At 65.2% G+C, this 13,715-nt stretch carries 14 protein-coding genes; 9 read left to right on the forward strand and 5 right to left on the reverse strand.

What is annotated here, in order from left to right; translation table 11 throughout:
* The first annotated feature begins 303 nt into the window (after nucleotides 1–303).
* From LB572_RS33690 to LB572_RS33730, 9 genes are all read left to right on the forward strand, one after another.
* Nucleotides 304–1,131: an AraC family transcriptional regulator gene (locus tag LB572_RS33690; protein ID WP_224670832.1), complete on the forward strand. Its 828-nt coding sequence runs from the start codon at nucleotides 304–306 to the stop codon at nucleotides 1,129–1,131.
* A 103-nt stretch (nucleotides 1,132–1,234) separates the two neighbouring features.
* The gene (locus tag LB572_RS33695; RefSeq protein WP_140803620.1) at nucleotides 1,235–1,678 is read left to right on the forward strand and encodes an SRPBCC family protein; all 444 of its coding nucleotides are present in this window, start codon (nucleotides 1,235–1,237) and stop codon (nucleotides 1,676–1,678) included.
* A 12-nt stretch (nucleotides 1,679–1,690) separates the two neighbouring features.
* Nucleotides 1,691–2,485, forward strand: a complete 795-nt coding sequence (locus LB572_RS33700) for an FAD binding domain-containing protein (RefSeq protein ID WP_224670833.1) — start codon at nucleotides 1,691–1,693, stop codon at nucleotides 2,483–2,485.
* Between the two features lie 58 nt (nucleotides 2,486–2,543).
* Nucleotides 2,544–3,026, forward strand: a complete 483-nt coding sequence (locus LB572_RS33705; RefSeq protein ID WP_140803624.1) for a (2Fe-2S)-binding protein — start codon at nucleotides 2,544–2,546, stop codon at nucleotides 3,024–3,026.
* Between the two features lie 11 nt (nucleotides 3,027–3,037).
* Nucleotides 3,038–4,405, forward strand: coding sequence for a xanthine dehydrogenase family protein molybdopterin-binding subunit (locus LB572_RS34550; RefSeq protein ID WP_263498504.1), 1,368 nt, complete (start codon nucleotides 3,038–3,040; stop codon nucleotides 4,403–4,405).
* Between the two features lies 1 nt (nucleotide 4,406).
* Nucleotides 4,407–5,411 (forward strand): xanthine dehydrogenase family protein molybdopterin-binding subunit, encoded by a 1,005-nt coding sequence (locus LB572_RS34555; protein ID WP_073985327.1) that lies wholly within the window; start codon nucleotides 4,407–4,409, stop codon nucleotides 5,409–5,411.
* A 7-nt stretch (nucleotides 5,412–5,418) separates the two neighbouring features.
* Complete coding sequence (locus LB572_RS33720) at nucleotides 5,419–6,300, forward strand: AAA family ATPase (RefSeq protein ID WP_224670834.1); 882 nt, start codon at nucleotides 5,419–5,421, stop codon at nucleotides 6,298–6,300.
* 226 nt (nucleotides 6,301–6,526) lie between these two features.
* Nucleotides 6,527–7,663: a vWA domain-containing protein gene (locus LB572_RS33725; protein WP_224670835.1), complete on the forward strand. Its 1,137-nt coding sequence runs from the start codon at nucleotides 6,527–6,529 to the stop codon at nucleotides 7,661–7,663.
* Entirely contained in the window at nucleotides 7,663–8,550 is an 888-nt protein-coding gene (locus LB572_RS33730) for an amidohydrolase family protein (protein ID WP_224670836.1), read from the forward strand. Before LB572_RS33725 ends, LB572_RS33730 begins: the two co-directional genes overlap by 1 nt.
* Before the next feature lie 54 nt (nucleotides 8,551–8,604).
* Here LB572_RS33730 and LB572_RS33735 read toward each other — a convergent pair whose 3' ends face one another.
* The 5 genes from LB572_RS33735 to LB572_RS33755 are packed head-to-tail and all read right to left on the reverse strand — an operon-like array spanning nucleotide 8,605 to nucleotide 13,641.
* Nucleotides 8,605–9,870, reverse strand: coding sequence for an ABC transporter substrate-binding protein (locus tag LB572_RS33735; protein ID WP_224670837.1), 1,266 nt, complete (start codon nucleotides 9,868–9,870; stop codon nucleotides 8,605–8,607).
* Nucleotides 9,871–9,910: 40 nt separating this feature from the next.
* A complete protein-coding gene (locus LB572_RS33740; RefSeq protein WP_140803636.1) occupies nucleotides 9,911–10,741 on the reverse strand; it encodes a carbohydrate ABC transporter permease in 831 nt (276 codons plus the stop codon).
* A complete protein-coding gene (locus LB572_RS33745) occupies nucleotides 10,738–11,658 on the reverse strand; it encodes a carbohydrate ABC transporter permease (RefSeq protein ID WP_140803638.1) in 921 nt (306 codons plus the stop codon). The genes LB572_RS33740 and LB572_RS33745 overlap by 4 nt, the downstream gene beginning before the upstream one ends.
* On the reverse strand, nucleotides 11,651–12,808 hold the full coding sequence (locus LB572_RS33750; protein ID WP_224670838.1) for an ABC transporter ATP-binding protein: 1,158 nt from the start codon (nucleotides 12,806–12,808) through the stop codon (nucleotides 11,651–11,653). The genes LB572_RS33745 and LB572_RS33750 overlap by 8 nt, the downstream gene beginning before the upstream one ends.
* Nucleotides 12,808–13,641: a metallophosphoesterase family protein gene (locus LB572_RS33755; RefSeq protein WP_140803642.1), complete on the reverse strand. Its 834-nt coding sequence runs from the start codon at nucleotides 13,639–13,641 to the stop codon at nucleotides 12,808–12,810. The genes LB572_RS33750 and LB572_RS33755 overlap by 1 nt, the downstream gene beginning before the upstream one ends.
* Nucleotides 13,642–13,715 lie beyond the last annotated feature (74 nt).

Raw genomic sequence — 13,715 nt, forward strand, 5'->3', positions numbered from 1 at the left:
CGAATCGGATGGCCATCCGGTTCGAGGCTCAGTCGCTCTTCTCGCACAAAGTCTCCTCCGTGCAGATACAAGGGGTGCTCCAGGGAAAGCCAGCGTCTCACTCCGCTGGAACACCCCTCATCCGTCGCCTTCTTCCACAGGGGAAGAAGGGAATGCCGCCCCTATCGCTCAGTCTGAAAATCCATCCAGGCGGTTTGAACGCAAAGTCCGCCGCCCCCGTCTGCCTTGACGCGGCCGCACCCCGGCAGCACTATCCCCCGGCAGGCGAAGGGAGGCCAGTCGCCTGCGGGAGGAACGATACCCATGACGGACGCGATCAGGCTCTATTGGGGCCGGTTCGGACATGTTTCCGTGCTGAATGTCGCCAACGACTTCGTCACCCATGCCCATGGCGAGGCGCATCTCATCATCTGGCTGGAAGGCACGGCAGGCGAAATGACCATTGGCCGCGAGACGGTGCGGCTCGGACCGGGCACCGCGGCCGGCATCAACTCGTTCCAGCCGCACAGCCACGCCCTTTCCCGCGACGGCAGGCCCGGCCTGTTCCTCGCCTTCTACATCGATCCCGACTGGGCGCGCCAGCGCCGCGACCTCCCCTCCTCGGCGCCGCTGTTCACGCAAGCCGCGATCACACTGGAGCCCTGGCTGCACCAGGCGGCGGCGAACCTGCTCGATCACCTGGCCGACAATGAGAGCATCGACGACGTCGCCAATTACGAGATCGAGCGTTTCATCGACTCAGTGCTCGACGCGGCCGATGCCTCGTCGCCGCAGGCCGCGCGCGCGCGCATCAACACGATGCTCGATTTCCGCGTCCGCAAGGCGATCCAGTTGATGAAGGCCAATGTCTGCGAGCGCATCTCCTTCGACGACGTCGCCCGCTCGGTCGGCTTGTCCCGTCCGCATTTCTTCGCGCTGTTCAAGGAACAGACCAACCTGACGCCGAACGTCTACTGGAACACGCTGCGCATGGAGGAAGCCGTGCGCCAGTTGCAGTGGTCGCAGGAGCCGTTGATCTCGGTCGCCTGCAATCTCGGCTTCACCACCCAGGGCAATTTCTCGCGCTTCTTCCGCGACCATGTCGGCGTGCCGCCGACGCTCTATAGGGAAGCCGCTCGGGCGACAGCCTAAGGCGCGTTTTTCCGACTGGTTGATACGCGCTCAAGACGCATTGATAAGCGCCGGCCCATCGCCCGCCCTAGCCTGCTCCCGATCTTTGCAAGGGAACCAGTCTATGGCGAAAGTCACCATTTCCAGCGTCATCGACGCGCCGGTCGAGCAGGTCTGGGCGCGCATCCGCGACTTCAACGGCCTGCCGGGCTGGCATCCGCGCATGGTGGAGAGCGAGATCGAGGACGGCAAGGCCGCCACCACGATCGGCTGCGTGCGCAACTTCAAACTGGTCAGCGGCGCAAGGCTGCGCGAGAAGCTGCTGGACTTCTCCGACGAGAACTTCCTGGTCAGCTATTCGATCCTCGAGACACCGCAGCCGCTCACCAACCACAAGGCGACACTGCAATTGCGGCGCGTCACCGACGGCAACCGCACCTATGCCGAATGGACGGCAAGCTTCGACGCGGCACCGGAGGAGGCCGACAAGCTGGCCGAGGGCATGGGCGCCAATGTCTTCCAGGGCGGCTTCAACGCCCTGAAGACCCATTTCGCCGGCCAGAGCTGACGGGAGCCCGCCATGTCGCTTGCGCTGCGGACTTTTTCGAGCATGAAAGACGCCAACGCCGCGCTGCAGGTGTCGGGCACCCGCTATCTTGGCGGCGGTACGCTTGTCGTTCGCGCGGCCAATGAAGGCGACGTTGCCGTCTCCAGCCTTGTCCGCGTCGACGATCCCGGCCTTTCGCAGATCGCGGTTTCCGGCGGCAAGGTCCGGCTCGGCGCTTCCGTCACCATGGCTGCGGTTGCCCGCCACTCCGAGCTTGCCGCGCTTGCACCGGCCGCGCGCGCTGTCGGCGGGCCGGCGATCCGCAACATGGCGACCGTCGGCGGCAATCTGTTCGCGCCGGCCCCCTATGGCGATTTCGCGGTGGCGCTGCTGGCGTTGGACGCAACGGTCGTCACCGAAGGCGGCGAAATGCCGATCGAGACTTTCCTGGCCGGCCGCGACACCAGCCGCGTCATCGTCACCGCCGTCGGCTTTTCATTGCCGAGGGCTGAGAGCTTCCGTTTCCTGAAAGTGTCGCGCGTCAAGCCGAAGGGGGTGTCGGTGCTGAGCATCGCCGCGCTTCTGGAACTCGCGCCGGACGGCACGGTGACCTCGGCGCGGATTGCATTGGGCTGCATGGCCGATCGGCCGATACGCGCCAAGGCAGCGGAGAAGGCGCTGCTTGGCTGCAAGCTCACGCAGCAGGAAATCGCGCCGGCGCTAGCCGCCGCGGGCGAAGGCATAGCACCGATCACCGACCCGGTCGCCAGCGCCTGGTATCGCGCCGAGGTCCTGCCGGTCCATCTCGGGCGGTTGCTGCTGAACTGAAATCCATCGGGGACGCGCGTCTGTCCGGCAGATCCGGCAGGCGCGCAAGGGAGGAAGAATGGCGAAGGTCCCGGTTCAATTCACGCTCAACGGCTCGGAGAAAGCCGAGTTCGTCGAAAGTGGCACGACGCTGCTCGCCGCGCTGCGCGACAAGATCGGCGACACCTCGCCGAAAGGCGGCTGCCACCAAGGCACCTGCGGCGCTTGCTCGGTCATCATCGATGGCGAACTGAGGCTTTCCTGCCTGACGCTGGCCGAAACCTGCGGCGGCGCCGACATCAAGACGACCGCCGGCCTTGCCGAAGGCGGCGTGCTGCACCCGCTGCAGCGCGCCTTCCTCGATGCCTTCGCCACGCAATGCGGCTTCTGCACGCCGGGCATGATCATGGCGGCAAAAGTGCTGCTCGACCGCACGCCGAACCCGAGCCGCGAGGATGTCGTCGAAGCGCTGTCCGGCAACATCTGCCGCTGCACCGGCTACGAGCCGATCATCCAGGCGGTGCTGCTTGCGGCGCGTGCCAATTCGCAGAACGCCGCCTGAGGGAACGAGCCATGGAACTGCGCAAGGACTATTTCGCCGATGTCCGCAAGGACGGCCTGCACGAGATCGGCCAGGCCCGCCCGCGGCTTGACTCGCCTGGACATGTCACCGGCAAGACCGCCTATTTCGCCGACCGCAACTTCCCCGGCATGCTGCATCTGAAGATGGTGCGCAGCCCGCACCATCATGCCCGCATCCGCTCGATCGACACGTCCGAGGCGGAAAAGCATCCGGGCGTCGTGAAGGTGCTGACCGCCAAGGACGTGCCGCACAACGTCTACACCATCCTGATCCTGATCCAGGTCGGGCCGGAGGACGAAACCGTGCTTGCCGACGGCAAGGTGCGCTGGAAAGGCGAGGCCGTGGTCGCGGTGCTGGCCGAGAGCGAGCGCGCGGCGCAGGAGGCGGCCGCCAAGGTCAAGGTCGACTACGAGGTGCTGCCAGCCGTCTTCGACATGGAGGAAGCGCTGAAGCCCGGCGCGCCTTTGGTCAACGAATATCACGGCCAGAACTACTACCTCTATGACAGCGGCGAGTGCCGCAAGGTGCGCTTCGGCGATGTCGAGGCAGGCTTTGCCGGGGCCGACCACATCCTCGAACAGTCCTATCAGTCCTCGCCGATCGAGCATGCGCCGACCGAGACCACCGGCTGCGTGGTGGCGCCCGAGGGCAATGACCGCTTCACCTGCTACACCAATACGCAGGCGATGTTCTTCACCCTCGACAACACATCGATCATCCTGCAGATGCCAGGCTCGAAGCTGCATTTCGTCGGCGGTACGGTCGGCGGCGGCTTCGGCGGCAAGGTCGACGTCATCGTCGAGCCGATCGCCATCCTCGGCGCCAAGCTAACCGGACGCCCGGTCTGTTTTATCTACAGCCGCGAGGAGGAGATGCAGATCTCCTCGCCGCGCGCGGCCGAGAAGGTCGTGATCAAGGACGGCGTCATGAAGGACGGCCGTATCGTCGCCCGCAAGGTGACCGGCTACACCGATGCCGGCGCCTATTCCCGCCACTCGCCCTATGGCGCGCAGAAAGGCGCCGCGCATTATCCCGGGCCCTACACGATCCCGAATGTCTGGATCGACACCTATTGCGTCTACACCAACCGCACCCCTTCGTCGGCCATGCGCGGCTTCGGCGTCACCATCGGCGACTTCGCGCTGGAGGTGCAGATGGACAAGCTGGCGCGGGTGGTCGGCATGGACCCGCTCGAGTTCCGCTTCATCAACGCCTATCGCGACGGCGACATGAAGGCGCATCGCCAGCCGACCGAGGGTGCCGCGCTGATCGAGTGCATGCAGGAGGCCTCGCGCGCCGCCAACTGGCCGGTGGCGGAAAAATACATGGCAATGTCCTCCTACAGGAAGGGAGCCTGAGATGGCGATCCGGCGTGGACGCGGCGTCGCCGCGATCAACTATCCGACCGGCATGAACCTCGGCGGCGACCCGACCCAGGCGCTGGTCCATTCGACGCCGACCGGCAATTTCATGGTGACGCTCTCCAGCGTCGATCTCGGCCAGGGCATGAAGCAGATCATGGCGCAGATCTGCGCCGAGACCATCGGCGTGCCGACCGACCGCGTCATCATCGACACGGCCGACACCGATACCGGTCCGCACTGCATGGGCACCTTCGCCTCGCGCGGCACGCACCGCGCCGGCAATGCCGTCATCCAGGCGGCCAAGGAAGCCCGCCAGGTGATGCTGGAAGTGGCCGCCGAGGAATTGGAGGTCAACGCCTCCGACCTCGAGACCGACGGCCAGGGCAACATCCAGGTGAAGGGCGCGCCGCAGAAATCGATCTCGATCTTCGATGTCGCGCTGTCGGCGCATTTCAAGCGCGGCCGCTCGATTTCGGGCCGCGGCATGTTCCTGATCCCGCGGTCCTACCCGGAGAAGGAGACCGGCGCGATGAAGCCCTCCACCTGCTACGCCCATGCCTGCACGGTGGCCGAGGTCGAAGTCGACGACGAGACCGGCGAGGTGACGGTGCTCACCGTCAAGAACGTCTTCGAGATCGGCCGCGCGCTCAACCCGAAGATGGTCGAGCAGCAACTGGTCGGCGGCTCCTGGATGGGCATCAGCCACGCGCTCTACGAGACGACCGAGCCCTATTATCCGAACCGCGACCATGGCGGCACCGACTTCAACCAGTATCTGATGCCGGGCCCAGGCGACCTCGCCGAGACCGAAATCATCGTGCTGGAGCGCCCGTCCGCCGACGGTCCGTTCGGCGCCAAGGGACCGGGCGAGATGTGCGCCAACCCGCAGATTCCGGCCGTCGCCAATGCCGTGTTCGACGCGGTCGGCGTGCGCATCGACACGCTGCCGATCACGCCCGAGCGCATCCTGCGCGCGCTGAAGGCGCAGGCGGCGGGCTGAGGGCAAGATGACCAGCGCCGACGCCGTTGAAGTCGCGGCTTCGCCGGAAGCGATAGCCGAGCGCCTTGCCGCTTCGCGCTATCTGGCCGACGACAGCCTGGCCACCGCGATCTTCCTCGCGATCCGCCTGGGCAAGCCGCTGCTGCTCGAAGGCGCGCCGGGCGTCGGCAAGACCGAGGCCGCGAAGGCAGTCGCCGAACTGCTCGGCCGCGAGCTGGTGCGCCTGCAATGCTATGAAGGCATCGATGCCGGGCACGCGCTTTACGAGTGGAACTACCAGCGCCAATTGCTCGCCATCCGTCATGCCGGCGAGCACGAGATCGACATCTATGACGACCGTTTTCTCATCGCCCGGCCGCTGCTGCAGGTTCTGCGGGCGCCTGAGCAACGCGTGCTGCTAGTCGACGAGATCGACCGCTCCGACCATGAATTCGAAGCGCTGCTGCTGGAATTCCTCTCCGATTTCCAGATCAGCATCCCCGAACGCGGCACGATCCGCGCGGCAAAGCAGCCGATCGTCATCCTGACCTCGAACCGCACCCGCGAGTTGGCCGAGGCGCTGCGCCGGCGCTGCGTCTACCACTGGATCGGCTACCCCGACGCCCAACGCGAGGCCGAGATCATCATGATGCGCGCGGGCCACGTCGCCGAAGCGACGGCGCGCGCGGTGGCGAATGCCGTGCAGGAGATCCGCGCGCGGTCTCTGGCCAAACCGCCGGGTATCGCCGAAGCGGTCGAATGGGCCAACGCCGCAACCATTCTCGAAAAAGGCGGCAGCCCGTGGCCGCAAGCCTTCCGCCGCGCCATCGGCGTGCTGATCAAGGACGAGGAGGATCAGTCGGCGATCGCACCGGAGTTGGGGAGGATTGTCGAGGAGGCGTTGGGGTGACGAGCAATCGCAACGAGCTAGCGCTATATTCCGGGGCTAATGCGCGGCGCTGGCGGGACAGCGCCCCTCTCTGTCCTGCCGGACATCTCCCCCTCGAGGGGGAAGATCGGACGTCACCCCGGCTTTCGCCAATTTTCGACGTCGTAGGACTAAGCGCGGCGCCCAAGCTGCCAATCTCCCCCCTAGAGGGGGAGATGTCCGGCGGGACAGAGGGGGGCGCGAAGGAATGAGGCGTCCGGAAAGTCTACCTCGTCCTACCATGCCGTTCCTCGGCTTCGCCCGCCTGCTTCGCCGTCACGCCTTCGCCATCGCCCCCGAACAGATCACCAGCTTCATGCAGGCCGTAACCTTGCTCGGCCCCCGCTCGATGAACGACATCCGCGAGGCCGCACTCGCGACGCTCGCGCCCCCACCCGATCGCCGCGGCGAATTCGAGGCGCATTTCCGAGCCTATTTCCACGGCGACGCCAAGCCCGCGATCGAGGGCGAAGAGGACGACGAGACCCGCGTCAAGGACGATCGCGGCACGCGCGAGGAAGAAAAACAGACCATCCGCCAGGAGAAAGGCGGCGAGCTGTCCTCGGCGCTCGAGCAACTGAGCAGCCGCGATTTCCAGCGCGACGCCGATGGCCTCGGCCAGTTCCGCCGAAAACTCTCTGCCGCCCTGCCCGCGCGCCGTTCCTTCCGCACTGCGCGCACGCGTTCGCGCGGCACGCTCGATCTCCGCCGCTCGCTCAGCGAAATCGTCAGCGCTGATGGCGACATCCCCTCGCCGCTGCTGCGCCGCCGCCAGGCCGTGCCGCGCAAGCTGCTCTTGCTGATCGACGTTTCCGGCTCGATGAAGCTGCACACCGCCGATTACCTCAAGCTGGCGCACGCGGCCGTGCAAGGTGCCGATAGCGCCGAAGTCTTTACCTTCAGCACGCGCCTCACCCGCGTCACCTCGGCGCTGCGCATCCGCGACCGCGGGCAGGCGCTCGCCCGCGCCGCGGCGCTCGTCGACGATTGGGACGGCGGCACCCGGATGGGGCCGACCCTGCTCGCCTTCCTGTCGGTGCCACGCTTTTCCGCCTTCGCGCGCGGCGCCTGCGTCGTGATCCTGTCCGATGGCCTGGAGCGTGGCGACCATTCCGACCTGGAAACCGCCATGCGGCGGTTCAGCGCCCGCGCTTTCCGGCTGTCGCTGGCGACGCCGCTGGCCGGCGATCCGCGCTTCCAGCCGGCGACGGCGGCGCTGCGCGCCGTCCTGCCGCTGCTCGACGACCTGGTCGACGGCTCGTCGGTCGGAAGCCTGACCGATTTCATCCTCTCGCTCGCCCGCCCCGCCCCGGCGGCCGAGACCATCTGGAAAAGGGTATCGTGATGCAGAAGGCCATCGACGCGCATTTCCACATCTGGCGCCAGAAGGACCAGCCCTGGCTGGTCGGACCGATGGTGCCGCGCATCTTCGGCCCCTACGAGCCGATCCGCCGCGACTATCCGATCACGGAGTTCCTAGAGGACCAGAAGGGCTCGGGTGTCGAGAAAGCCGTCTATGTCCAGACCAACTGGGCCAAGGAGGATTTCGAGAAAGAGGTCGCCTTCCTGCAGAAAACGGCCGACGAAACCGGCTGGCCGCACGCCATTGTCGGCTATGCCGACATGACCGTCGACGACGTCCGGCCGCAGATCGACAGGCTGATGAAATACAAGCTGCTGCGCGGTGTGCGCATGCAGCTCCACTGGCACGAGACGCCCGCCTTCCGCTTCGCCACATCGCCCGACCAGGTGATCGATCCCAAGGTCCGCGCCAATGTCGCCCGGCTGAAGGATTACGGCCTCTCCTTCGACCTGCAGCTCTTCCCGGCACAGATGAAGGACGGGCTGACGCTGGTCGGCGAAAACCCTGAGACGAATTTCATCCTCACCCATGCCGGCATGCTGACCGGCATGGAGCCGGAAACCACCGAAGCGTGGAAGGCGGGGCTCCGCACGCTTTCGGCAGCGCCCAATTTCTACGCCAAGCTCTCGGGGCTCGGCACTTTCGTGCACGGCAACGACCCCGAACTCATCGCCTACATCGTCGACAACGCGGTCGATATCCTCGGCAGCGACCGGCTGATGTTCGGCTCGAACTTCCCGATCGAGAAGCTCTGGACCAGCCATGCCGAGCTGATCAAGGCACACCGCGCCGCAGTCGCCAGGCACGGCGCCAAAGCAGAGGCAAACATCTTCTGGAACACGGCCGACAAGGTTTACCGGCCAGTGTAAGTGCTTCGGAAAGCCGCCGCGCCGGGCAGGCGCGACGACTTCCGGAGCAAGCCTTTACTGCGTCGGCAGCATGCCTTCGACGTCGCTCGCGGCGTCGGCGAGTGCTTCCTTCGGCGTCGCCGACTGGTCGACGATGCGCGACAGGTTGTCGACGATGGTCTGCGTCACCTTGACTCCGTTGGTGCCGGGGAAAGCATACCACGGAACCATCAGCGGCATCTGGCTGAGGCCAGCCTGGAACAGCGGGTTCTTCTTGTAGAAATCGCCGAGATAGTCGGAAGATTTCGCGGCCAGCTCGTTGTTCGGCACATAGCCGGTTCCAGGCACCACCACCGATGCGCCATACGGGCCGGCGGCGAACTTGGCGAACTTCCAGGCAGCTTCCTGCTTCGCGGCGTCCTTGGTCAGGATGACGACCGCATTGCCGCCGGTCGGCAGACGGCCGTTGACCGGATCGATCAGCGGGATCTTGGCCGTGCGCAACGTGAACTTGTCGCCGACATTCTTGATCGTGTTGACCAGCGCGCCGGTGGTCTGGAATTCGAAGCCGACCTTGCCGGCGGCGAAAGCCTGCTCGCCCGCCGGCTTGGTGAACACCGGCATGCCGCCTTCCTTCACCATCCGCTCGATGAGCTCGACGGCCTTCTCGCCTTCCGGACCGTTGAAGGCGACCTTGCTCTCGTCGCCGTTCAGCATCTTGCCGCCGGCGCCGAACAAGAGCGCCGAGAACATCCAGTCGTCGCCCTGCCAGCGGAAGTCGATGCCGTCGACGCCGTTGCCGAGCGCCTTGATCTTGCCGCCGAGCGCGATCACTTCGTCCCAGGTCTTGGGCGGATTGTCCGGATCGCCGCCGGCCGCCTTCACCAGGTCGGCGTTGTAATACATGATCGGGTTGGAGGTGGCGAAGGCCAGGCCGATCTGCTTGCCGTTCACCTGCGCGAGCTTGAGGATCGTGTCGGAGAAGCCCTGCTCGGCCATGTTGCCGTCCTTCTTGACCAGCGGCCCGAGGTCGATGGCGACGTCTCGCTCGTTGAGCATGCGCAGGCGGTTGAGGCCGATGAAGGTGATGTCGGGCATCTCGTCGGTGCCGGTCTGGCGCAGGATGGTCTGGATGCCTTCCTCATAGGTTGCCGACGGGCTGGCGAACTGGATCTTGATATCGGGATTTTCTTCCATGAACTTCTTCGAGATCGTGTCCATCACGTTCTTGAAGAAACCGGGCATCGGATAGTGGACCGTCAGAGTCGTTTCGGCACTTGCCGGTAGTGCGAAGGTCAGCGAGACCGCCGCCGCGGCGAAAATCCTCAATATATGCTTCATTGCTCGTGCTCCTTGTTGGCCCAGTTGGTTGTTGGCGAATTCAGCCTTTGAGACCTGTCATGGTGATGCCTTCGACGAAGCGCTTCTGCGCGAGCAGGAAGGCGGCGACGAGAGGAAGGGTGATGATCAGCGTGGCAGCCATCAGCGCGCCGTAGTCGTCGCCCGCCTCCGCGGCCCGGAAATACATCAGGCCGAGCGGCGGCGTGGCGTAGGCCTGCTTGCTGATAACGATCAGCGGCCAGTAGAGATCGTTCCAGTGCGCGACGACGGAAAAGATCGCGAATGCGGTGACGGCCGGCCAGGCATTGGGAACGATGACGCGCGCGACGATGCCGAGCTCCGACATCCCGTCGAGCCGGGCGGCATGGATGAGGTCGTCGGGCATGGCGCGGAAGAACTGCAGGAACATGAAGATCGCGAACACCGAGATCGTGAACGGCGCGACCAGGGCGGTGTAGCTGTTGAGCAGCGACACGCGGTCGAACGCGACATAGAGCGGCAGCGCCGTTGCATGGATGGGAACCAGCAGGCCGAGCATGACCAGCACCATCATCATCCGTGCCGCCCGGAACTTCAGCTTGGCCATCGCGTAGGCGCAGGGGATCGCCACCGCGACCTGGAAGAAGAAGATCAGCCCGCACACGACGACGCCGTTCCACAGCAGCGTTGCCATCGGCACCTTGTCCAGCGCCTTGGCGAAATTCTCGGCGAAGTAGAAATGCTGCGGAATGAGCGAAAGCGCCGCGGTGAAGATGTCGCTCTGCGTCTTTCCGGCGGTCGAGATCATGAAGATATAGGGCGCCAGAATCGTCAGTGCGCCGAGCGAAAGCAGCGCAAAGCGGACGATGCGACCGACTGGGATACCCGTCATGTGTAGTGCACCCGCCGGTCAAGGACGCGGTACTGCAGGAACATCAGCACCACGAGGATCGCCAGGAAGACTACCGTCATCGCCGACGCATAGCCGACGCGCATATAGACGAAGCCTTCCTGGTAGATGGTGAAGAGCAGCACTTCCGACGCCTTGTTCGGGCCGCCGTCCGTCAGCATCTTCACGGTCTCGAAAACCTTCACCGCATTGGTGATGCTGATCGTGACGACGAACAGCGTCGTCGGTCCGAGCATCGGCCATGTGACGAGGAAGAACCGGTCGAGCGCCGATTTCGCGCCGTCGACTTCAGCCGCGGCATAGAGCTCGCGCGGAATTGCCGTCAGGCCGGCCAGGAACAGCACCATGTTGAAGCCGACCGACTGCCACACGCCGATGATCGACAGGCTGTAGAGGACCGTGTTCGAGGCGCCGAGCCAGTTCGGGCCGGGAATGCCGGCAAGCGAAAGCAGCGCGTTGAGCGGCCCGATGGTCGGGTGGAAGATGTACTGCCAGACGGTTGCCATGGCGACGATCAGCGAGGCCACCGGCAGGAAGTAGACGGTGCGGAAGAAGGCCCGCGCGCGCAATTCGCCCTCGATCAAAAGCGCGACGCCCAAGCCCAGCGCAATCGAGACCGGAGCGACCATCGCCGTGTAGAGGGTCGTGTTCCACAGCGATTTGCGGAAGGTGCGGTCACTGAAAAGATGCGCGTAGTTCTCGAAGCCGACGATCCGGAATTTGCCATAGCCGAGCTCGAAATCGGTGAAGCCGAGAAAGATGACGGCAATCACCGGCAACAGCACGAACAGGAACAACAGCACGATCGCCGGCAGCGCCAGCAGCCAGGCGGTCCGGTCCTCGCTGCGCCGATGGAGGGCGGCGGCCGAGATGCTGCCCGCCGTCGTGACGCTAGACATAGGCCGGCTCCTGCCGCGCTCCTGCCGCCGCGGCCGTACGCAGCCGCCGTCCTTCCGGCCCAAACACCATCGCCTGTTCGGATGGCAGAAGGATACCCACGGGCATTCCCGCGATCAGGTCCCTAGCCTCATGCGGCGCGAGCTTGGCGACGATGGCGTCGCCGCTTGCTTGAAGCCGGCAATGGGCGATGACTTCCGACCCGAGGAATTCGAGCCGCTCGATACGCCCGGCAAGGCCGCTGCGCCCATCAGGCGCCAGTTTAACGAATTCGGGCCGGATGCCGAGGCTGACCGGGCCGCTCGCCACTTTCTCCATCAAGGCAAGCCGGATGCCCTCGAAACCAGCACGCCCGTTTTCAGCCTGCGCCGGGATGATGTTGATCCTTGGCTGACCGACGAACCGCGCGACCTCGATATGGGTGGGGTCGTTGTAGATGGTTTCGGGCGCGGCAAGCTGAAGCAGATGGCCGCCGATCATGACGGCCACACGGTCGGCCATGGATAGCGCCTCGGCCTGGTCATGCGTCACATAGAGCGTCGGCACGCCCGCGCGCCGGTGCAGCTCAACGATCTCGCCGCGCGCATGGACGCGCAGATTGGCGTCCAGGTTGGAAAGCGGCTCGTCCATGAGGAAGATGCTGGGGTGGCGCACCATCGCGCGCGCCAGCGCCACGCGCTGCCTTTGCCCACCCGACATCTGCCCAGGCTTGCGGTCGAGCAGGTGGTCGATCTTGAGCAGAGCTGACATCTCGCGCACGTCGCGCGCGATGCCGGCGCGTGTCTCCCTTTGGCCGGGCAGCAAGGAGCCGATCAGCGGCAGGCGCTGCGCGCGGCTCAGCCGCTTCATGGCTAGCGGAACGGCGATGTTCTGGCCGGCCGTCAGATGCGGATAGAGCGCGTAGGACTGGAATACCATGGCGACGTTACGGTCGGCCGCGGCGACGTTCGACATATCCTTGCCGCCAACCAGGATCTCGCCGGCATCGGCATGGTCGAGCCCGGCAAGGATGCGCAGCAACGTGCTCTTGCCGCAGCCCGAAGGGCCCAACAGGGCGATGAACTCGCCGGGCTCGGCATCGAGGCTGACGCCTTTCAGCACGGCGTTGCCGGCAAAGGCCTTGCTCAGGCCGCGAAGCGATAGCGCGCCCATCACCCGGCCTTCCTGCGGACCTTGTGGGCCTCGTGCGGATAGACCTCCTCGACCACATCGTCGAGAACGTGAGTCGCCATGCCGGGAATCGCGACGATCTCGCTGGCGACCGTGTCATCCAACTCGTGCACGACGGCGCCGATCAGCTGCTCGCCCGGCATCTTGCGTTCCATGGTGTCGACGATGAAGGCGGCGGACGGCCCCCAGACCAGCGAGGTATGGGCGTATTTGCCCTTCCACGCCCAATGCAGATGGCCGCTTGCATGCAGGGCCACGTCGTGGGCGGCGATCAGATCATAGAGGCGCCGGCGTTGCGTCGGACGGATGCTCCAATAGCCGGTGTCGCCTTCATCCGGATCGTCGACAAAGAGCGGCTTGTGGGCAAACATCGCGACGCGACGACCGCCGCGGCTTTCCAGCGTCTCCCGCAGCCATTCGAACTGGGCTTCTTCCGTCGCATCGTTGAAGCCCATCACCTGGCTGTCGAGGCCGATCAGCCGCCAGTTTCCCGCATCCTCGAACCAGTAGTCAGGCCCGGCCAAGCGGCGCCAGCGTTCCAGCCGCACGGCATCGACCGGCTGCAGCGAACCCGGCAGGTGACCGACATCGTGGTTGCCGGGCACCAGCAGCATGGGTTTCGATATCTCCCGCATCAGCCCCATGCAGAAGGTGATGTCGTCATCCTTGTCGGCGCCGTCGACGGTCAGATCGCCGGTGTGGATGACGAGATCGGCGCCGCTTTGCTCGATCCAGGCGGCCAAAGGTTCCCAATTGCCGTTGAAATGCGGCTTGCTTGGGCTGAAATGGGTATCTGTGATCTGGACGATTTTCATGACGGCTCCGCCGCGAGAGCCGCGCCGGAAACCACGGGCGAACGACTTCGCGTGCGGCTTCCTTAGTGCCGTTA

It is taken from the genome of Mesorhizobium sp. BH1-1-5, from assembly GCF_020165615.1.
GTDB lineage: Bacteria > Pseudomonadota > Alphaproteobacteria > Rhizobiales > Rhizobiaceae > Mesorhizobium.

Coding starts and splice junctions, on each gene's coding strand:
- LB572_RS34550 (WP_263498504.1), top strand. CDS start 3,038: ATGGAACTGCGCAAGGACTATTTCGCCGATGTCCGCAAGGACGGCCTG.
- LB572_RS33745 (WP_140803638.1), bottom strand. CDS start 11,658: ATGTCTAGCGTCACGACGGCGGGCAGCATCTCGGCCGCCGCCCTCCAT.
- LB572_RS33755 (WP_140803642.1), bottom strand. CDS start 13,641: ATGAAAATCGTCCAGATCACAGATACCCATTTCAGCCCAAGCAAGCCG.
- LB572_RS33705 (WP_140803624.1), top strand. CDS start 2,544: ATGGCGAAGGTCCCGGTTCAATTCACGCTCAACGGCTCGGAGAAAGCC.
- LB572_RS33720 (WP_224670834.1), top strand. CDS start 5,419: ATGACCAGCGCCGACGCCGTTGAAGTCGCGGCTTCGCCGGAAGCGATA.
- LB572_RS33750 (WP_224670838.1), bottom strand. CDS start 12,808: ATGGGCGCGCTATCGCTTCGCGGCCTGAGCAAGGCCTTTGCCGGCAAC.
- LB572_RS33740 (WP_140803636.1), bottom strand. CDS start 10,741: ATGACGGGTATCCCAGTCGGTCGCATCGTCCGCTTTGCGCTGCTTTCG.
- LB572_RS34555 (WP_073985327.1), top strand. CDS start 4,407: ATGGCGATCCGGCGTGGACGCGGCGTCGCCGCGATCAACTATCCGACC.
- LB572_RS33695 (WP_140803620.1), top strand. CDS start 1,235: ATGGCGAAAGTCACCATTTCCAGCGTCATCGACGCGCCGGTCGAGCAG.
- LB572_RS33735 (WP_224670837.1), bottom strand. CDS start 9,870: ATGAAGCATATATTGAGGATTTTCGCCGCGGCGGCGGTCTCGCTGACC.
- LB572_RS33725 (WP_224670835.1), top strand. CDS start 6,527: ATGAGGCGTCCGGAAAGTCTACCTCGTCCTACCATGCCGTTCCTCGGC.
- LB572_RS33730 (WP_224670836.1), top strand. CDS start 7,663: ATGCAGAAGGCCATCGACGCGCATTTCCACATCTGGCGCCAGAAGGAC.
- LB572_RS33700 (WP_224670833.1), top strand. CDS start 1,691: ATGTCGCTTGCGCTGCGGACTTTTTCGAGCATGAAAGACGCCAACGCC.
- LB572_RS33690 (WP_224670832.1), top strand. CDS start 304: ATGACGGACGCGATCAGGCTCTATTGGGGCCGGTTCGGACATGTTTCC.